Source organism: Aureimonas sp. AU20, from assembly GCF_001442755.1.
GTDB lineage: Bacteria > Pseudomonadota > Alphaproteobacteria > Rhizobiales > Rhizobiaceae > Aureimonas.
Window position 1 is genome coordinate 2,481,879 of the sequence record NZ_CP006367.1, and the last position, 19,477, is coordinate 2,501,355.

The 19,477-nt window shown below is 63.4% G+C and carries 16 protein-coding genes; 8 read left to right on the forward strand and 8 right to left on the reverse strand.

All coding sequences use genetic code 11. The features are described 5' to 3' along the window. Positions 1–40 precede the first annotated feature (40 nt). The 8 genes from M673_RS11045 (at position 41) to hflX (ending at position 10,584) form a co-directional block, all read left to right on the forward strand. Positions 41–1,108, forward strand: coding sequence for a tRNA dihydrouridine synthase (locus M673_RS11045; protein ID WP_082639359.1), 1,068 nt, complete (start codon positions 41–43; stop codon positions 1,106–1,108). Between the two features lie 3 nt (positions 1,109–1,111). Then, on the forward strand, positions 1,112–2,257 hold the full coding sequence (locus M673_RS11050; protein WP_061976116.1) for a two-component system sensor histidine kinase NtrB: 1,146 nt from the start codon (positions 1,112–1,114) through the stop codon (positions 2,255–2,257). Continuing rightward, positions 2,257–3,705: a nitrogen regulation protein NR(I) gene (ntrC, locus tag M673_RS11055; RefSeq protein ID WP_061976117.1), complete on the forward strand. Its 1,449-nt coding sequence runs from the start codon at positions 2,257–2,259 to the stop codon at positions 3,703–3,705. The genes M673_RS11050 and ntrC overlap by 1 nt, the downstream gene beginning before the upstream one ends. A gap of 72 nt (positions 3,706–3,777) precedes the next feature. Beyond that, positions 3,778–6,030 carry a sensor histidine kinase NtrY-like gene (locus M673_RS11060; RefSeq protein ID WP_082639360.1) on the forward strand — a complete coding sequence of 751 codons (2,253 nt, stop codon included), beginning with the start codon at positions 3,778–3,780 and terminating at the stop codon, positions 6,028–6,030. Further along, positions 6,030–7,391: a nitrogen assimilation response regulator NtrX gene (gene ntrX / locus M673_RS11065; protein WP_061976118.1), complete on the forward strand. Its 1,362-nt coding sequence runs from the start codon at positions 6,030–6,032 to the stop codon at positions 7,389–7,391. Before M673_RS11060 ends, ntrX begins: the two co-directional genes overlap by 1 nt. Before the next feature lie 10 nt (positions 7,392–7,401). Next, complete coding sequence (gene trkA, locus M673_RS11070) at positions 7,402–8,778, forward strand: Trk system potassium transporter TrkA (RefSeq protein WP_061976119.1); 1,377 nt, start codon at positions 7,402–7,404, stop codon at positions 8,776–8,778. A 178-nt stretch (positions 8,779–8,956) separates the two neighbouring features. Then, positions 8,957–9,208 carry an RNA chaperone Hfq gene (gene hfq, locus M673_RS11075; protein WP_061976120.1) on the forward strand — a complete coding sequence of 84 codons (252 nt, stop codon included), beginning with the start codon at positions 8,957–8,959 and terminating at the stop codon, positions 9,206–9,208. Between the two features lie 35 nt (positions 9,209–9,243). Continuing rightward, the gene (gene hflX, locus M673_RS11080) at positions 9,244–10,584 is read left to right on the forward strand and encodes a GTPase HflX (protein WP_061977799.1); all 1,341 of its coding nucleotides are present in this window, start codon (positions 9,244–9,246) and stop codon (positions 10,582–10,584) included. Positions 10,585–10,646: 62 nt separating this feature from the next. Here the strand turns inward: hflX and mazG are convergent, their stop codons facing one another. The 8 genes from mazG to M673_RS25090 form a co-directional block, all read right to left on the reverse strand. After that, complete coding sequence (mazG, locus tag M673_RS11085; RefSeq protein WP_061977800.1) at positions 10,647–11,528, reverse strand: nucleoside triphosphate pyrophosphohydrolase; 882 nt, start codon at positions 11,526–11,528, stop codon at positions 10,647–10,649. Positions 11,529–11,826: 298 nt separating this feature from the next. Beyond that, on the reverse strand, positions 11,827–12,636 hold the full coding sequence (locus M673_RS11090; protein ID WP_061976121.1) for an MBL fold metallo-hydrolase: 810 nt from the start codon (positions 12,634–12,636) through the stop codon (positions 11,827–11,829). Between the two features lie 9 nt (positions 12,637–12,645). Further along, positions 12,646–13,443: a TatD family hydrolase gene (locus M673_RS11095; RefSeq protein WP_061976122.1), complete on the reverse strand. Its 798-nt coding sequence runs from the start codon at positions 13,441–13,443 to the stop codon at positions 12,646–12,648. Then, positions 13,443–14,990, reverse strand: a complete 1,548-nt coding sequence (gene metG / locus M673_RS11100) for a methionine--tRNA ligase (protein WP_061976123.1) — start codon at positions 14,988–14,990, stop codon at positions 13,443–13,445. Before metG ends, M673_RS11095 begins: the two co-directional genes overlap by 1 nt. Positions 14,991–15,076: 86 nt before the next feature. After that, positions 15,077–16,126, reverse strand: coding sequence for a DNA polymerase III subunit delta' (locus M673_RS11105; protein WP_061976124.1), 1,050 nt, complete (start codon positions 16,124–16,126; stop codon positions 15,077–15,079). Then, on the reverse strand, positions 16,123–16,824 hold the full coding sequence (tmk, locus tag M673_RS11110) for a dTMP kinase (RefSeq protein ID WP_061976125.1): 702 nt from the start codon (positions 16,822–16,824) through the stop codon (positions 16,123–16,125). Before tmk ends, M673_RS11105 begins: the two co-directional genes overlap by 4 nt. After that, positions 16,821–18,158, reverse strand: coding sequence for a D-alanyl-D-alanine carboxypeptidase family protein (locus M673_RS11115; protein ID WP_244493155.1), 1,338 nt, complete (start codon positions 18,156–18,158; stop codon positions 16,821–16,823). Before M673_RS11115 ends, tmk begins: the two co-directional genes overlap by 4 nt. Then, the gene (locus M673_RS25090; protein ID WP_274534656.1) at positions 18,094–19,089 is read right to left on the reverse strand and encodes a septal ring lytic transglycosylase RlpA family protein; all 996 of its coding nucleotides are present in this window, start codon (positions 19,087–19,089) and stop codon (positions 18,094–18,096) included. Before M673_RS25090 ends, M673_RS11115 begins: the two co-directional genes overlap by 65 nt. Positions 19,090–19,477 lie beyond the last annotated feature (388 nt).

A 19,477-nucleotide genomic window follows, 5' to 3' on the forward strand; every position in this document is an offset into this window, starting at 1 on the left:
TGCTTGTCTTTTGAGCATGCCCGGATATGGTACAAGCGCCATGATGGAAAACGCGTCAAACACAGTTTTTGCCGATATTAGCGGCGATTCGAGCGAGGTGCGGCCGCGGGACCTTCTGGGGAGTGGAGCCTCTCCGGCGACGCGCGTTCTTCTCGCCCCGCTGTCGGGCATTACCGACGTGCCGTTTCGAAGCCTTGTCCGCTCTTTCGGGACGAAGCTTGTTTTCTCCGAGATGGTGGCGAGCGGCGAATTGCTGAAAGGCGACAGCGAAAGCCGACTTCGAATGAGCGCCGACGGCGCCGGTTGTCATGCCGTTCAACTGGCTGGCCGCGAGGCGAACGCAATGCGCGATGCCGCTCGTCTCGTTGCGGGCGAAGGCGCCGATCTCATCGATATCAATATGGGCTGCCCTGCCAAGAAGGTCGTAGGCGGCGCTTCGGGTTCGGCGCTCATGCGCGATCTCGACCATGCATTGCGCCTGATCGAGGCGACGCTGGAGGGCGCGGGGCGCGTGCCTGTCAGCCTGAAGATGCGGCTCGGTTGGGATCGCAGCAGTCTCAATGCGCCGGACCTCGCTCTTCGCGCCGAGCGCGCCGGGATCGCTTGGGTAACGGTGCATGGCCGCACGCGGGATCAGTTCTATGAAGGCGAGGCAGACTGGTCGGCCATCCGGGCGGTCAAGGACGTGGTGAGCATTCCTGTAATCGCGAACGGCGATCTGACGGAGCGCGCCCAGCATGGTTCGATGCTACGGCTGAGTGGCGCGGACGCCGTTATGGTCGGGCGAGGGGCCTGCGGCCGCCCTTGGTTTCCCGCGCTTCTTTCGGGCGCAGCCCCCAACGATCTCGCCGCGCGCTCCTTCGGTGATCTCGTCGCCGATCATTACGAAGGGATGCTCGCGCATTACGGCACCCAGGCCGGGCTTCGGCATGCCCGAAAGCATCTCGGCTGGTATCTCGATCGCGCGCGGGTGCCGGGCGAGCGAAAGGCGCCGCTTTTGCGCGAGGCCGACCATCGCCGTGTCGCCTCGGACCTCCGAACCCTTCTTGACGGCATGACGATCGGCGACGTCGATTCGGAATTGCAGACCCTGCGGAAAGCGGCCTGACCCATGACTTCGAGCGTTGAGCCGTCCTTCTCAAGCGGCGAGATGGGGATTCTCAATGCCCTGCCGCATCCCGTGTTCGTGCTGGGACCGGAAAACGAGTTCGCCTCCGTCAATTCGGACGCCGAGCAGTTCTTTTCCGCGAGCGCGGCCAGCCTCGCGCGCAAGACGCTGGGGCACTTCATTCCTCATGACAGCCCGATCTTCGGCCTGATCGAGCAGGTTCGTCTGCACGATTCGCGCATCAGCGAGTATCGCGTCGACGTGTCCTCGCCCCGGCTCGGGGGCGAGCGGCTGGTGGATGTCTATGTCTCCAGCCTGGCGGAGGCGCCGGGCCATGTCGTGGTCATGGTCCAGCTTCGCTCGATCGCCGACAAAATGGACCGCCAGTTGACCCACCGCTCTGCGGCGCGCACCGTCACCGGGCTTGCGGCCATGCTCGCTCACGAAATCCGCAACCCCTTGTCGGGCATCAAGGGCGCGGCGCAGCTTCTGGAAGCCTCCGCCAACGACGACGACCGCGTGCTGACCCGGCTGATCCAGGAAGAGAGCGACCGGATCGTGAAGCTCGTGGACCGGATGGAGGTCTTCTCCGACCAGCGTCCGATCGAGCGCTCGGCCGTCAACATCCATTCCGTGCTGGAACATGTGAAGACGCTCGCCAAAAGCGGGTTCGCGCGTGGCATCCGCATTCAGGAAACCTACGACCCTTCGTTGCCGCCGGTCTTCGCCAACCGAGACCAGCTCATTCAGGTCTTCCTCAATCTCCTGAAGAACGCGAGCGAAGCGCTGGCCGGCCGGGAAGATGGCGAGATTCGCCTGTCCACCGCGTTCCGCCCAGGCGTCCGCCTCTCCGTACCGGGCACGAAGTCGCGCGTGACGCTACCGCTCGAGTTCATCGTCGAAGACAATGGGGTCGGCGTTCCCCAGGATATCCGCGAACACATTTTCGACCCGTTCGTGACCACCAAGCCCAGCGGAACCGGGCTGGGGCTAGCGTTGGTCGCCAAGATCGTCGGCGATCATGGCGGGGTCATCGAATGTGAATCCCAGCCCGGCCACACCAGCTTTCGGATCCTGATGCCCGCCTGGGCCGATCCGACGAGCCCTGACACCACCTCGCATCGGAACACGGGGAAACGGACGCGATAATGGCTACTTCCCAAATCCTTGTCGCAGACGACGATGCCGCGATCCGCACCGTGATCTCGCAGGCGCTCATGCGCGCCGGGTTCGAGGTTCGCGTGACCTCCAACATCGCAACGCTCTGGCGCTGGGTCAGTGCGGGCGATGGCGATCTTGTCATCACCGATGTGCTGATGCCGGACGGCAGCGTCTTCGACACACTACCGAAGATGAAGAACACGCGGCCGGACCTACCGGTGATCGTCATGAGCGCGCAGAACACGTTCATGACCGCGATCAAGGCGTCGGAGAAGGGCGCCTACGACTATATCCCGAAGCCCTTCGACCTGACGGAGCTGATTTCGATCGTCCGCCGTGCGCTGGCCGAGCCGAAGAACCCGGCCCGCCTCGCCAATGCGGACGAGAACGGCGAGACCATTCCGCTGGTTGGCCGCTCGCCGGCCATGCAAGAAATCTACCGCGCGCTGGCGCGTATGATGCAGACCGATCTGACCGTGACGATCACGGGTGAGTCGGGAACCGGCAAGGAACTCGTCGCGCGCGCGCTGCACGACTACGGGCGTCGGCGGAAGGGGCCTTTTGTCGCCATCAACATGGCGGCCATTCCGCGCGACCTGATCGAATCCGAGCTTTTTGGCCATGAGAAGGGCGCCTTCACCGGCGCGCAGACCCGCACCAGCGGCCGCTTCGAGCAGGCCGAGGGGGGGACGCTTTTCCTCGACGAGATCGGCGACATGCCGATGGAGGCGCAGACCCGGCTGCTGCGCGTCCTCCAGCAGGGCGAATACACCGTCGTCGGCGGTCGCACGCCGATCGCGACCGATGTGCGGATCGTGGCGGCCACGAACAAGGACCTGCGTCAGCTAATCCAGCGCGGTCTGTTCCGCGAGGATCTGTTCTACCGACTGAATGTCGTGCCGCTCCGCCTGCCGCCCTTGCGCGAGCGGATCGAGGACCTTGTCGATCTCACCAACCATTTCTTCACGGTGGTGCAGAAGGAAGGCTTGGCGCGAAAGACGCTGACGCCCGGCGCGCTCGACGTCATGCGCCGCTACTCCTGGCCCGGCAACGTTCGCGAGTTGGAAAACCTCGTTCGCCGCCTCTGCGCGCTTTATCCGCAGGACGAGATCACCGCCGAACTGATCGACCACGAACTCTCCAACGATCACGCCAAGTCACTGGGCGGTGATGGCGACGGTAGCAAGCCGATCGATCTTTCGGCTTCGGTCGAGAAGTATCTCGCCGACTACTTCTCCTCCTACGGCAACGATCTTCCGCCGCCGGGCCTACACGGACGCATCCTGCGTGAAGTGGAATATCCACTCATCGCCGCCGCGCTTGCGGCGACGCGCGGCAATCAGGTAAAAGCGGCTGATCTCTTGGGCGTGAATCGCAACACGCTTCGCAAGAAGATCCGAGATCTCGATATCTCGATCGTTCGGTCTATCCGTTAAAAAGCCATCAAATTTAGTTGCATTTCGGCCACATTGCGTTGCAATCGTGTCACTTCCGTATATGGTAGTGGCATGATGGCAACCTACACTGTTCCGAATGAAAGCGAGGCTCCGACGTTCGGCGAGCGGCGGCGCTTCATGCTCATTCCCGGCATTCTGGCCGTTGCCGGCGCTCTGATCACCGGGGCAATTTCTTTCGTCGTCCTCATGGGACTGACGTCGATCGCGCCGACCGACACGGTCGTGCGGATCGCCTCGCTGGTCAATGGTGTCTTCGTTCTGCTCCTCTGCGGCCTGATCGGCCGCGAGGTCGTGCGCATGACGAAGGCCCGGCGCAACGGCAAGGCCGCCTCGCGCCTTCACGTGCGCATCGTCATCCTGTTTTCGATCGTTGCGGCCATCCCGGCACTGCTCGTCGCCATCGTCGCCGGCATCACGCTCGATTTAGGCCTCGATCGCTGGTTCGAAATTCGCACGCGAACGATCGTGGAATCGTCCACCAGCGTCGCCCGAGCCTATGTCAACGAGAACGCCCGCAATCTGCAGGGCTCGACGCTTTCCATGGCGTACGACCTCGGGGCGCAGCGCCAGCTGTTCGATCTCGACCGCACCGGCTTCGGCGCACTGATGACGGAGCAGGCGAGGGGCCGCTCGCTCCTGGGCGCCCAGCTTCTTCGCGCCGATGGAACGCCGTTCCTCCGCGCAGACGTTCCGGTTGAGCGCCCGCTTCCGGTCCCGCCCGCCGACGCTCTGGAACAGGCCGCGCAGGGCAATCTCGTCTTCATTCCGCCCGGCGTCACCAATCTCGTCGGCGCTGTGACAAAGCTGCGCGATTTCAACGACGTCTATCTCTACACGGTGCGCGTCGTAGACCCCGACGTGATCGCGGCGCTTCGGCTTATGGAGGAGCGCACGGCCGAATATTCCGGGCTGGAGAAGAACCGCTTCAACCTCCAGATCGCCTTCGCTCTCCTTTATCTCGGCATCACGCTGATCGTTCTCTTGTCCGCCATTTGGACCGGCATCGGCGTCGCCGACAGGCTGGTACGGCCGATCCGGCTTCTGATCGGCGCAGCGGACGAGGTCAGCGAGGGCAATCTCGATGTGTCCGTTCCCGTGCGTGCGTCGGACGGCGATGTCGGCTCCCTGTCCAACACCTTCAACAACATGATCCGCCAGCTGGGCAGCCAGCGTTCGGAACTCATCCGCGCCAAGGATGTGATTGATGAGCGCCGCCGCTTCACCGAGGCCGTTCTGTCGGGCGTCACGGCGGGTGTGATCGGCGTCGACACCGACGGGTCGATCAGCATGCTGAACCCGTCCGCCGAGCGCATTCTCGGCACGGTGGCGGAAGAGGCCGTCGGTGTCCCCCTGGCAGCCCGCTTCCCGTTGATCGACAGCGTCTACGAGGCCGCCAAGCATTCGCGCCATCGCGAGCATCAGGAGCAGATACAACTCCGGGCTCGCGACCGCGAGCGTGTCCTGACCATCCGCGTGACGTCCGAGGAAAGCGGCGAGGGCAACCAGCGCAGCGTCATCACAATCGACGACATCACCGATCTCGTAGACGCGCAGCGCTCCTCCGCCTGGGCGGACGTCGCTCGGCGCATCGCTCACGAGATCAAGAATCCGCTAACGCCGATCCAGCTTTCCGCCGAGCGCATTCGCCGCCGTTATGGCAAGACGATCGAAGGCGACCGCGAGGTGTTCGATCGCTGCATCGACACGATCATCCGCCAGGTGTCGGATATCGGACGCATGGTGGACGAGTTCTCCACTTTCGCTCGGATGCCCAAGCCCAAGCTGGAAGACAAGGACCTGCGCGAGGCGCTGCGCGAGGCCGTCTTCATGCGCGAGATGGGAGAGCACGGCGTCCGGTTCGAAAACCAGTTCGGAGACGCGCCGCTGCTCGGCTCCTTCGACGTGCGACTTCTTTCCCAGGCCTTCGGCAATCTCGTTAAGAACGCCGTCGAGGCCATGGAAACCCTGGAGAACCATGCCGGGCATATCGCCATCCGCGCGACCCCGGGTTCGGAAAGTCACGTCATCGAGATAGAAGACAACGGAAAAGGCTTCCCCCAGGAGAATCGAGATCGCCTTCTCGAGCCCTATATGACGACGCGGGAAAAGGGCACCGGGCTTGGCCTGGCCATCGTCCGCAAGATCATCGAGGAGCACGGCGGAACGATCGAACTCGAAGATCCACCGGACGGACGGCCGGGAGCCCTGGTTCGCATCCGGCTTCCCGCCTCGGCCCAATCGCATCCTTTCGAGCAGACCGCCAACGCTGGTCTCCCATCCAATCAGACGCATGGTGAACACTGATGGCATCGGACATTCTGGTCGTTGACGACGAAGCCGACATTCGCGAACTCGTGGCCGGCATTCTGGAAGACGAAGGACACGAGACCCGCACCGCGAGCAATTCGGACATGGCGCTGCAGGCGATCGCCGACCGCGCGCCGCGGCTGATCTTCCTGGACATCTGGCTACAGGGGAGCCGGCTCGACGGTTTGGACGTACTGGACGCCATCAAAACCCAGCATCCCGAGATCCCGGTCGTGATGATTTCGGGACACGGCAATATCGAGACCGCCGTTTCGGCCATTCGCCGTGGCGCCTACGACTATATCGAAAAGCCCTTCAAGGCCGACCGCCTCGTGCTCGTGGCCGAGCGGGCGCTGGAGACATCGAAGCTCAAGCGCGAGGTGCTGGAACTCCGCCGCCGCTCCTCCGATTCGCCCGATCTTCTCGGCAAGTCGCAGCCCATGAACCAGCTGCGCCAGACGATCGAACGCGTCTCGCCGACCAATAGCCGCATCATGATCCTCGGCCCGTCCGGATCGGGCAAGGAAATGGTCGCCCGCGCGATCCACGGCGCCAGCGCCCGCGCCAAGGGTCCGTTCGTCGTGCTCAACGCCGCCGCGATCACGCCTGAGCGCATGGAGATCGAGCTGTTCGGCACGGACACCCCGCCCGGCGTCGAGCGCAAGATCGGCGCGCTGGAGGAGGCCCACGGCGGCGTCCTCTACCTCGACGAGATCGGCGACATGCCACGTGAAACGCAGAACAAGATCCTGCGGGTTCTGACCGACCAGACCTTCGAACGCGTCGGCGGGACGAAGAAGGTGAAGGTCGATGTTCGCATCATCTCCTCGACCGCGCAGAACTTGGAATCGCTGATTGCGGAAGGTTCGTTCCGCGAGGATCTGTTCCACCGCCTCGCTGTGGTGCCGATCATGGTGCCGCCGCTGGCGGACCGCCGCGCCGACATTCCGCTTCTCATCGAAGCCTTCATGAAACAGATCGGCGAACAGACCGGCATCAAGCCTAAGGCGCTGAGCCCCGAGGCGCTCGCCGTCCTCCAGTCGAGCGACTGGCCGGGCAACATTCGCCAGCTGCGCAACAATATCGAGCGGCTGATGATCCTGTCGCGGCAGGACGATGCCGAGCACATCTCCGCCGACATGCTGCCACGCGAGGTCGGCGACATGCTGCCGCGCACACCCAGTCAGTCGGACGGGCGCATTCTCGCGCTGCCGCTGCGCGATGCGCGCGAAGTGTTCGAGAAGGAGTATCTCGTCGCGCAGATCAACCGGTTCGGCGGCAATATCTCGCGAACGGCGGAATTCGTCGGCATGGAGCGGTCTGCGCTCCATCGCAAGCTGAAGTCCCTCGGCATCTAAGGCCGACTGCATGCGGATCGTCATTTGCGGTGCCGGGCAGGTGGGCTATGGCATCGCCGAACGCCTAGCCGCCGAGCAGAACGACGTGTCCGTCATCGACACGTCGCCTGCGCTGGTGAACGCGTTGCGCGAGCGGATCGACGCGCGCGGCATCGTCGGCAATGGCGCATATCCAGAAGTGCTGGCTGAGGCAGGCGCGGCCGAGGCGGACATGCTGATCGCGGTGACCCTGCACGACGAGGTCAACATGATCGCGTGCCAGGTCGCCCATTCCATCTTCAACGTGCCGTTGAAGATCGCCCGTATCCGCGCGCAGTCCTATCTCCAGCCGCATTGGCAGACCTTGTTCGCCACGGACCAGTTGCCGATCGACGTCGTGATCTCGCCGGAGATCGAGGTCGCGGAAATGGTTATGCGGCGGATCGCGCTGCCGGGCGCGGTGGACTCCGTCCGATTCGCCAGCGGCACGATCGCGCTTCTCGCCATCGAGTGCCACGACGAATGCCCGATTCTCAACATGCCGCTCGGCCAATTGTCGGCGCTGTTTCCTGATCTCGGCGCGACCGTGGTCGGCATCTTTCGCGACGCCAACCTTTTCATTCCGAACTCGGCCGATCAGCTCTATGCCAACGACCTCGCGTATGTCGTCGTGGAGCAGACCAATGTCGCGCGAACATTGGCGCTGTTCGGGCACGAGGAGCCGGAAGCCGGGCGGATCGTGATCGCGGGCGGCGGCAATGTCGGCCTTGCGGTCGCCCGCGCTATGGAGCGGCAGAAGACATCCAAGCGCCTCCGCGTGATCGAGCCTGACATTCTGAAGGCCAACAAGCTGGCCGACGAGCTTCGTCGCACCACCGTCCTCAACGGCAGCGCGCTCGATCCCGCGATACTGAAGGAAGCCGATATCGGCGAGGCCGATCTCATGGTGGCTCTCACCAACGACGATCAGGTCAATATCCTCTCTGGCGCGCTGGCCAAGCGGCTCGGCGCCAAGTCCAATCTCGTTCTGCTGAACGGGCGAACCTATCACGAGCTGTCACGAAGCTTCGGCGTCGACTCGGTGATCGACCCCAAATCCGTCACCATTTCTCGCGTGTTGCAGCATGTCCGCCGCGGCCGCATCCGGGCTGTTCATTCCGTCCAGAACGGCGTGGCGGAGGTGATCGAGGTCGAGGCCCTGGACACGTCGCCTCTGGTCGGGCGCCCGCTGCACGAGTTGAACTTGCCCGACGGCCTGCGCATCGGCGCCATTTCGCGCAACGGCATCTTCATCCGGCCCAATGCCCAGACCCGCATCCAGGCGCGGGATCACGTCGTGATCTTCGTTCGGTCCACGGCGGTGCGGCAGGTCGAGCAGTTCTTCCGGGTGAGCCTGGAGTTCTTTTGACGCACCGGCGATTTTATCGGACCAATGGATGAGACCGCTCACGTCATCGGCTTGAAACGAATCGTGGGAATGGTCGACACTGTGACATGGGGCGGCGAGCTCGCGCCCGCCGTCGAATAACAAGCACGTCCCGACGCACCAACGTGTCGGGCAAGCCAAGAAGAGTGACTGATTTCCCATGGCCGAGCGCCTTCCCAACCTGCAGGACCTGTTCCTCAACGCGGTCCGCAAACAGAAGATTTCCCTCACGATTTTCCTCGTGAACGGCGTCAAGCTGACCGGCGTCGTGACGTCCTTCGACAATTTTTGCGTGCTGCTTCGACGCGATGGGCACTCGCAACTTGTCTACAAGCACGCCATATCTACGATCATGCCGTCGCAGCCGGTCAATATGAACGACGGTGGGGAAGAAGGCGGGAAGTCTGATTGACTGAATTCGACAAGGCGTCCGGTTCCAAGGGACCGATCGAACACAAGCAGGTCGCGACTAGGGCAGGGGTGTTCGTCCCCGTTCTTCGGGAGCGTTCGCGCGCAGAAGAAGGGGCGGATCTAGTCCGGCGAGCCGACGAGGATCGCCTGATCGAGGCCGAAGGTCTCGCCGCCGCGATCGACCTTCATGTCGTCGCGCGCGGGATTATTCCCGTCTCGAAGGCTCAGCCGGCGACCCTGATCGGGTCCGGCAAAGTGGAAGAGCTGAAGGGCCTGGTGGCGGCCGAGGAAATAGGCCTCGTCATCGTGGACCATCCGCTGACGCCGGTGCAGCAGCGCAATCTCGAAAAGGAACTCAACGCCAAGGTGCTGGACCGCACCGGCTTGATCTTGGAAATTTTCGGGCGGCGCGCGCGCACCAAGGAAGGCCGGCTCCAGGTGGAACTGGCGCATCTCAACTATCAGCGCGGGCGGCTTGTTCGCAGTTGGACCCACTTGGAGCGACAGCGCGGTGGCGCGGGCTTCCTCGGCGGCCCTGGCGAAACGCAGATTGAAGCGGATCGGCGGCAGTTGCAGGACAAGATCAAGCGTTTGGAAAAGGAGCTGGATCAGGTTCGCAAGACCCGCACTCTCCATCGCGCCAAGCGCAAGAAGACGCCCCATCCCGTGATCGCGCTGGTCGGCTATACCAATGCTGGCAAATCGACGCTCTTCAATACGGTTACGGGCGCCGATGTCCTGGCCAAGAATCTGCTCTTCGCTACGCTCGACCCGACCTTGCGGCGCATCACGCTGCCGCATGGAACGGAAGTGATCATGTCGGATACGGTGGGGTTCATTTCCGATCTTCCCACGCATCTCGTGGCCGCCTTCCGCGCAACGCTGGAAGAGGTGATCGAGGCCGATATCATCTTGCATGTGCGGGACATGTCGGACCCCGACAGCTTGGCCCAGTCCGCCGACGTCAACAAGATCCTGAAGGATCTCGACGTCGATGTGGACGACCCCGATCACGTCATCGAAGTCTGGAACAAGATCGACAGGCTGGACGAGTCGGCCCGTGTGCATCTGGCGCAGACCGCGGCGTCCAACGCCAAAGGTCCTTCGATCCATCTGGCCTCGGCCCTGACCGGTGAGGGTGTCGATGCGCTTCTTGCGGAGATCGAGCGTCGCATCGCCGGCAAGGCGGAGTTGTTGGAACTCGACGTTCCCTCCGACAGCATGACGGTCCTGCCGTGGGTCTATGAGAACTCGATCGTGCGCGAACGCGAGGATCTCGAAGACGGCGGCGTGCATCTCGTTTTGGACGTGACACGCCAGGCGCGGTCCGACCTCCAGCGGCTCGGCTCCCGTTATCCCAACCTTCGGATCGACTGATCTCGGGCGGAGTCGAGCGGTCGCGTATCATCTGATGCGCGACCGCTCGACATTTCAACGCTTCAGCCGATGATACTCTCGGCTTCCGGCTGCGACGAGCGCTTGGCTCGCACCCACAGCGCCTCCAGCTCGTCCAGGGACAGATCCGCAAGGCGGAGATTCTCGTCATCCGCTGCGACCTCCATCAGCCGAAAACGATCGCGAAACTTCGCAACAGTTCCTCTAAGCGCCGAGTCCGGGTCGATCTCGTAGCGCCGCCCGAGATTGACGAGCGTGAACAGGAGATCTCCCAGCTCGTCGCTCCGCTCTTGGCTGGTGGACGCCGCTTCGAACTCCGCCGTTTCCTCGCGTAGCTTGGCGATGATCGGTTCGGGCGTCGTCCAGTCGAAGCCGACGGTCGCGGCCTTTTCCTGCAGCTTCCTTGCCAAAGTCAGCGCTGGCAGCGCTCCCGGCACCGTGTCGAGAAGACTTGTCGCGGCCTCGTTCCGGCCCGACCATTCCGAGCGCTCGGCCGTACCATCCAACTCGGCCCGCAGGCGGACGGCGCGAGCCTCGGCGCGCTCGCGCTTTTCCTCGGCCTTGATGCGCTCCCATTGTCCCTTGGCGGACCGCGCACTGCGCGCATCGGTATCCCCGAAGACATGCGGATGGCGCCGGATCATCTTGCGCGTGATGCCTTCGACCACATCCTCGAAATCGAAGAGGCCGGCCTCGGCGGCGAGCTGGCTATAGTAGACGACCTGAAGCAGGAGGTCGCCCAGTTCTTCCTTGAGATCGTCCGGGTCGCGACGCTCGATCGCGTCCACCACCTCGAACGTTTCCTCGATCGTATAGGGAATGATCGTGTCGAAGCTCTGCTCGAGATCCCAGGGGCAACCCGTGTCTGGGGCACGCAGGGCACTCATGATTTCGACCAAGCGCTTCATGTCTCGCGACGGCTGCATCTCAAACTCCATCGGCCGATCCGTACATCGGTCCTGAACGCAGGACCGATGTCGGTCAAGCTGGGATCGGCCCCAGCGATCGACGGATAGGGGGCGGACCAGCTGATATCTCCACCACCTCTCCCTCATCACCTCAGCATCTAATACTCATAATATGGATTATGGAACACGATAAGTGCTGATGGTTGTTGAAGCCTGGCCTGTGAGACCAGTTTATAGTTCGAAGACTGAATGTGCGGAGAAGTTGGAAAAGCGCGTCGATCCACTCGTCCTTTTGCAGGACGAAGCGTCCTGACGCTCAGCCGAGATCGAACTCGATTTGCAGGCCGTCATAGGCGGGCGCGACATGGTCGGGCAGCGTGCGCAGCAGCGTCTGGTAGTCCAGCGGCGTGTGCATATGGGTTAGAACGGCGCGCGGCGCACGGAACCGAGCGATCCAATCGATCGCCTGTTCGAGTGAGAGATGGCTGGGATGACGCCGATACTGGAGAGCATCGATGACGAGCAGCTCCACTCCCTCGATGGCGCTCTGCGCGCTTTCTGGAAAGTCGCTGACATCGCTGCAATAGGCGATCGGCCCGACACGGAACCCGAGCGACAGGATCGAACCGTGATCCTGCTCGAACGGCAGGAACTCGATCGTGCCGCCGGCACCGTCGATACGGATGGGCTCCAACGGGGTAATCGGCAGTCGTCGAACGATCGGCGGATACGCGCTGCCGGGCGGCGTCTGGAAGCAGTAGCCGAAGGCCTCGCGCAGGCGGACATAGGTCGCGTCGTCGGCGTAGAGGTCGATCTCTCGGCCTGTCTCCAGAAAGAAGCCGCGAATGTCGTCCAGGCCATGGAAATGGTCGGCATGGGGATGCGTCACCAAGACGGCATCGAGATGCCGGACGCTTTCTCGAAGCATCTGCTCGCGAAAGTCCGGGCCGCAATCGATCACCACGACGGTCCGCCCGTCACGACCGAGCCGCTCGATCATGGCCGAGCACCGGCCGCGCCGGTTGCGCGGCTCGTTCGGATCGCAGGCGCCCCAATCCCCGGTGATGCGCGGCGTCCCTGGCGAACTGCCGCATCCCAGGATGGTGAGGCGCAAGCGATCGGTCACGCAGCCTCCTTACGCGGCGCCGCCGGGGACGCGGCTGAACAGGCGGAAGAAATTGTCGGTCGTGGCGGCGGCGATCGTATCGAGATCGAGATCCTTCACCTTGGCAAGCGCTTCGGCCGTATGACGGACGAAGGCCGGCTCATTGCGCTTGCCGCGATGGGGCGGCGGTGCAAGGAACGGCGCATCCGTTTCGACCAGCAGCCGCTCCATCGGCACGCCCCGCGCGATGGAGCGGATCTCCTCCGACTTGTTGAAGGTTAGGATACCGGAGAAGGACACATAGCCGCCGAGTTCCACCCCGGCTTCCGCCAGCCGTCGGCCGGACGAGAAGCAATGGAGGATGAAGGGAAAGGCTCCGAGGCGCGTCTGCTCGCTCAGGATGGCCTCGATATCGGCATCGGCGTCGCGCGCATGGATGACGAGCGGCAGCCCGGTCTCGCGAGCCGCCTCGATATGGCGAATGAAGACCGGCTTCTGAACTTCGGGCGGCGCGCGGTCGTAGAAATAGTCGAGCCCTGCCTCGCCGATCGCCACGATCTTCGGGTTTCGGCTGAGGCGAACGATCTCCTCGGTCGGAACGTCCGGCTCGGCTGCAGCGCTCAGCGGATGCGTGCCGACCGAAGCATAGACTTGGGCGAATCGCTCGGTCAGTCGCAACAGATTGGGCAGCTTCGAAGTGTAGGTCGAGATCGTCACCATCAACCCGACACCGTTCTCGCCCGCTCGCGCCAAAATGGCGTCGAGGTCGGACGCGAACTCCGGAAAGTCGAGATGACAATGGCTGTCGACCAGATAGGGCCGCGTCATCACGCGTTGCCCGCTTCCGGCTCGACGAAGCGCGGGAAGACGCCGGAGGGCGCCGGCAGCTCGCGCCCGGCCGGCAGGACCGTGCCGTGATCAAGCGAGGCGAAGCTTCGCTCGTCAGCGCCCACGGCCAGAAGATCGAGCAGTTTACCGCAGGATTCCGGCATGACAGGCTGGAGCAGGATGGCGACGCGGCGAACGACCTCGGCGGTCACGTAGAGAACGGTTCCCATCCGCGCCGGATCGGTCTTTCGCAGCACCCACGGTTCCTGAGCCGCGAAGTAGCGGTTCGTCTCGGACACCGTGGCGACGATCGTGGCCAGCATGGAATGAAGTTCCTGCCGATCGATCGAGGCGCGGCACAGCTGCAGGAGCTGGCCGCTTTGATTGAGAATGGCATGATCGGCTTCGGTGAAGTCGAGCGGCTCGGGCACCCTGCCCTCGCAGTTCTTGGCGATCATCGACAGCGAGCGCTGTGCCAGATTGCCGAGATCGTTCGCGAGCTCGGAATTCATCCGGGCGACGATCGCCTCGTGCGAGTAATTGCCGTCCTGGCCGAAGGGCACCTCGCGCAGGAGGAAGTAGCGGAAGGGATCGAGCCCGTAGACATCGACCAGCGCGATCGGATCGATCACGTTGCCGACCGACTTCGACATCTTCTCTCCGCGATTGAAGAGAAAACCATGGACGAAGATGCGCTTGGGCAGCTCGATCCCGGCCGACAGCAGAAAGGCCGGCCAATAGACCGCGTGGAAGCGGACGATGTCCTTGCCGATGACATGGAGATCGGCCGGCCAGAAGCGATTGCGCTCGCCCGCATCGGGAAAGCCGGTCGCAGTCAGGTAGTTGGTGAGCGCATCGACCCAGACATACATGACATGCCGCTCGTCGCCGGGAACGGGAATGCCCCAGTCGAAGGTCGTGCGGGAGATCGACAGGTCGCGAAGGCCGGATTTGACGAAGGAAACGATCTCGTTGCGCCGCTCGGCCGGCCCGATGAAGTCGGGATGCGCCTCATAATGGGAGAGCAGCCGCTCACCGAACTGCGACAGGCGGAAGAAATAGCTTTCCTCCTCCACCCACTCGACCGGCGTGCCCTGGGGACCCAGGCGCTTGCCGTCCTCAGCCAGCCGGGTTTCGTCCTCCGCGTAATAGGCCTCGTCGCGGACGGAGTACCAGCCGGCATAGGAGCTCTTGTAAATGTCGCCGGCCTCGACCATCCGAGTCCAAATCGCCTGGCTCGCCTTGCGATGGCGCTCTTCCGTGGTGCGGATGAAATCGTCGTTGGAGCTACCGACGCGCCGACCCATCTCCTGGAATTCGCCGGAGTTTCGGGTTGCCAGTTCGATCGGCTCGATGCCAAGGTTTCGCGCGGTCTGCAGCATCTTGATGCCGTGTTCGTCCGTCCCGGTGAGGAACAGGACGTCGTAGCCATCCAGCCGTTTGAACCGGGCGATTGTGTCGGTGGCGATCAGCTCGTAGGCATGGCCGATATGCGGGCGCCCGTTGGGATAAGAGATCGCGGTGGTCAGATAGAAGGTCTCAGCCATATCGATCGTCTTGCCTGCAGGAATCGGTCAACTCTGGCCGCAATAAACCATCCCGTGCCGCCCCTCAACAAAGCGATCGCAATCGTTTAGCGGTTCTTCTCCCGAACGGCAGCCAGACCCGAGGCGAAGGTGATGAGCGTCTGCTTACGATCGAGGTTGAAGGCCGCCGCGTCCTGCCATCGGCCCGTCTCGCTTCGCCAGAATTCGGCAAGCGCCGCCCCCAAGCGCTGATCCCCCGTCGTGACCGCCCGGCGCGCGTCCTGGGCCAAGCGATCGAACAAGCCATCGCGCACCAATCCCCAGGCTTCCTCGCGGCCCTTCTGGGACAGACTATCGGCCAAGGCGTGGACATGACGCCAGTCGGTCCGCCCCGCGCCGTAGACCTTATCCACCTCCTGCATGATCTCCAGGCCGCCCGACACGATCTGATGATAGGCCGAGCGCAGGCTGCCGCCGGAAAGCTTCGCGGCCGCGGTGATCGAGGAGGCGTCCTGTTCGGGAAAACTCGCGGCAAGACCGCGCGCGACAGCCTCAGCGGACAGCGGCGAGAAGCGGAGTGTTCTGGCACGCGAGCGGATCGTCGGAAGAAGCCGGCCCGGCATGTGGTTGACGATCAAGAAGATCGAACGCTCCGGCGGCTCCTCCAGGATCTTCAGAAGCGCATTTGCAGCGTTGCGGTTCATGTCGTCGGCGGGGTCGATCAGGGCCACACGCCAGTTGTCGGCCGCCGTGCTTCGGAAGAAGTGATTGAGGCGACGGACTTCATCGACGGTGATCTGCGTCCGAAAGCCCTCGCCCCGATCCATCGGCGGACGGCGGATATGCAAAAAATTGGGGTGGCTGCCCTGCGCCATCTGGCGAAGGACGGGATGGTCCTCGTGGAAACTCGGCTCGCCATGAGCCTGATCTACGAGAACACCTTCGCCGCCGATCAGGCGCCGCGCGAAGGCATAGGCCGTGGTCGCCTTGCCGATGCCTTCCGGCCCTTGGAACAACCAGGCATGATGCAACCGTCCGTCCGTCAGAGCCGACTGGAGTTGGCCCCACTCGGCGGCCCGACCCAGAAGCGTTATCCGCTCCGCCGGAGTGGGGATGTCAGCAATGTCGTCATGCCCCGCGACGATGGTCAGCGTCATGGCGATAGCTTCCCCAGCTGTTGGGGAAAGCTCTGTTTCCGGACAAGCCGTTCCATGACGATCCGCCGGATCTCGGCTTCGATCACATCGGCCTCACGCGCGGCATCCACCACCACGCAACGGCTCGGCTCCGAGGCGGCGATCCGCAGGAAGGCCTTCCGCCTTTGCTCGTGCAGAGCGACGGGCTCACTTTCGAACCGATCGGCGGCGTCCTGGCCTCGCCGGGTGGCCGCGCGTTGCAGACCCTGCTCGGCCGGAATGTCGAGAATCAGCGTCAGATCAGGGACGACCCCCTCCAACGTCGCGGCTTCCATCACGGCCAGCGTCTCGGGCGCAACGCCGCCGACGCTGCCCTGATAGACCCGGGTCGAATCATGGAACCGGTCGCAGAGCACGATCTCGCCGCGCCAAAGGGCCGGCAGGATCACGCCCTCAATATGGTCGCGCCGTCCCGCCGCGAACAGCAGGGCCTCCGTTTCGCCGCCGAGGTCGCGAGCCCGGCCGGACAGGAGGATCTGCCGGAGCGCATCGGCGGCCGGTGTCCCGCCGGGCTCGCGCGTCGTGCAGACCTCATGCCCCTGCTCGCGCAGGAATGAGGCCAAACGAGCGATCTGCGTCGTCTTGCCGCTTCCCTCGCCTCCCTCGAAAGTGAGAAAGAAGCCGGCGCTTGGATCGGTTATGGACGTGGCTTCTCTCATAGGCTGCGGATCCAGCCAAAAGCCAGTTCCTGGATCGCGCCCGCCGCCCGCGCGGCAAACGTACCTTCCGACACGTCCTCTCCGACGAAGACGTCTCGCTGCAAGGCAGGCTTTCCCTCGATCGTCACGTTCAACGTGCCGATTCGATCGCCTTTGCGCAGAGGCGCCTGCAACGGGCCGTCATATCGCACGGTGGCGGCAACGAGGTCGGTGCGTTTGCGCGGGATGTAAAGTTCCACCTTGCCATCGACCACTGCTGAAACCTGACCGGCCGTTCCGCCGAAGACCTGCGCCTGACCCACTGCCTGACCGGACGCGAAGATCGTGCGCCGCTCGAAATTCGCGTTGGTCCAATCGAACAGGCGCACCGTCTCCTTGGTTCGCGCCGCGTCGCTTTCGAAACCGAAGAGTGAAAGAACGGTCTGACGACCATCCTTCCCGATCACCCCGACGATCGAATAGCCCTCGCCGTCAGTGAAGCCGGTCGCCAGCCCAGTTGCGCCGATGCCAAGGCGCAGCAGCGGGTTGCGATTGCGTTGTAGAATGCGGTTCCACTCGAACTCCGGCTCGGCGTAGAGCACCGCCTGCTCGGGATAGGCCGAGACGATATGACGGCCGAGAAGTGCCATGTCTCGCGCCGAAACGGCCTGCCCCTCGGCCGGCAGACCCGTCGCGTTCACGAAGTGGGAGGCGGTGAGGCCGAGTTCAGTGGCGCGTCGGTTCATGTGCTCGGCAAAGGCGCGTTCCGAACCTTCCAGGCCTTCCGCAAGGATGATCGCAGCATCGTTGGCGCCCTGAATTGCCAAGCCCTTCAACAGCGCGTCCACCGGCACGTTGGAGCGCACTGAAGCAAACATCGTGGCGGTCCGGGATGGTGCGCCGCCGGTGCGCCAGGCATGGTCGCTGACGGGATAAGTCGTTTGGGGCTCGATGGCGCCCTTGGCCAGCGCGTCCAGAGCGATGTCGGCAGTCATCAGCTTCGCGAGCGAGGCCGGCGCGAAGCCCTGATCGCCGTTTTTCTCCAGAAGAATGCTGCCAGTTTCGACATCCAGGACATAGGCGCTGCGCGCTGCCGTGTCGGTAAAGAACGGGGCGTCCGGCCCTTGGGCCTGCGCGGGACCGTTAGCTGCCGCAAGTATGCCGGCGGCAAGCAGCGACGCGGCCAACGCTCGATAGATCGGCTCCGGCATACACCTCAAGGAGTCGAGGGGCATGGAAGCGAACGGCATGGAGGAACGATCGAAGCGGGCGAATGCAATCCCCTGCAGCTCACTCGTCCCGTAGGGCGAAGGCATCCTTGAAACCGGCAGACCAAAGGCGGCGCAGACCGACATCGATGCTCTGCCCCTCGGCCACCACCAGCGCGAAGGACGATCCCTCCGCGCTTTTCTGCTCGACAATCTCGCCATAGCCAGCCGCCGCGTTCTCAAGCGCCATCAGTTGGGAGATATCATCGACCCGACCGATTTCGATACGGTTGCTGGGCGCGTCATTCGGCGCGATCGCGGCAATCGCCCGCATCGCGTCGGACGACAGACCGAGCGACTTGGCGTAAGACATCGTGATCTTCGGCATGGACACGCCCGGCGGCGTCGCGGCGTCGTAGGTGTCGATGAGGTCCTCGATGGAGGATGGCTTGGGCGCGCTCTTCGCCACCGCCTTGGGGACCGGACGCACCAGAGGCTTGGTCGCAACCTCTGCCGGCTGTTCCTGCCTGCGCGGGCTGAAGGCTGCGGTAAGAAAGGACGGCCAAACCGACTCGCTCTTCGAGGCCACCATGACGCCAGACGAGAGCCCGGCATCCTCCGGCTTCACGGTACCAGGATGGTACGAGGCCATAAGGACTTTCGTGTCGTCGCCTTCCAGCGGGGCTCGGCCGACATATTCGACCTTCACATCGGCAATGCCGTCCTGCTGAAAGCCCAGAAGCTGGGCTGCGCGCGAGGAGACATCCATCACCCGATCATGGACATAGGGGCCGCGATCGTTGACGCGCACCATGACGGAGGCGCCGGTCTTTCGGTTGGTCACACGGGCGTAGGACGGCAGGGGGAAGGTCGGATGCGCGGCCGACAGATGATACATGTCGTAGATTTCGCCATTGGCCGTCAGACGGCCATGGAAATTCGCGCCGTACCAGGACGCGGTGCCGGACTTCACGTAGCCCGGCTCTTCCTTGGGATAATACCATTTGCCCTTGACCATGTAGGGCTTGCCGGTCTGATCGCGGCCGCCGCCCTTGGGCACGGTCTTGGACCGCGTCATCCGCGGGCTCGCCTTAACGCCGAAGATGCTCGAGCTGAAGATCGGCGCATCGTCCTCCGGCGCCAGCTCCTCATGGGTCGAAGACGAGGTCGACTGACAGGCCGACAGGGTCAAGCCGACAACGCAGACCGTCGAGACGAGCAGGACCTTCCGGCCGCGACACGTGGCTTCGGTTTTGATCATCAAAACTCATGTCCCCCAAAGGGTGCTTCGCGCCGCACCCAGATGCTTCCCTATTCCCTCACCCTAAAAACTTACGAAGAATTTAAGATGGCGATCAAGTTGTCTCGTTCGCAATCAAGGGATGGCGGTCGGTTTCGCGACGATAGGACGAGTTTATCCCCAGATCATTGGCGAGGCAGGGTCGTTTCACGGGCTTGGGAAGCGG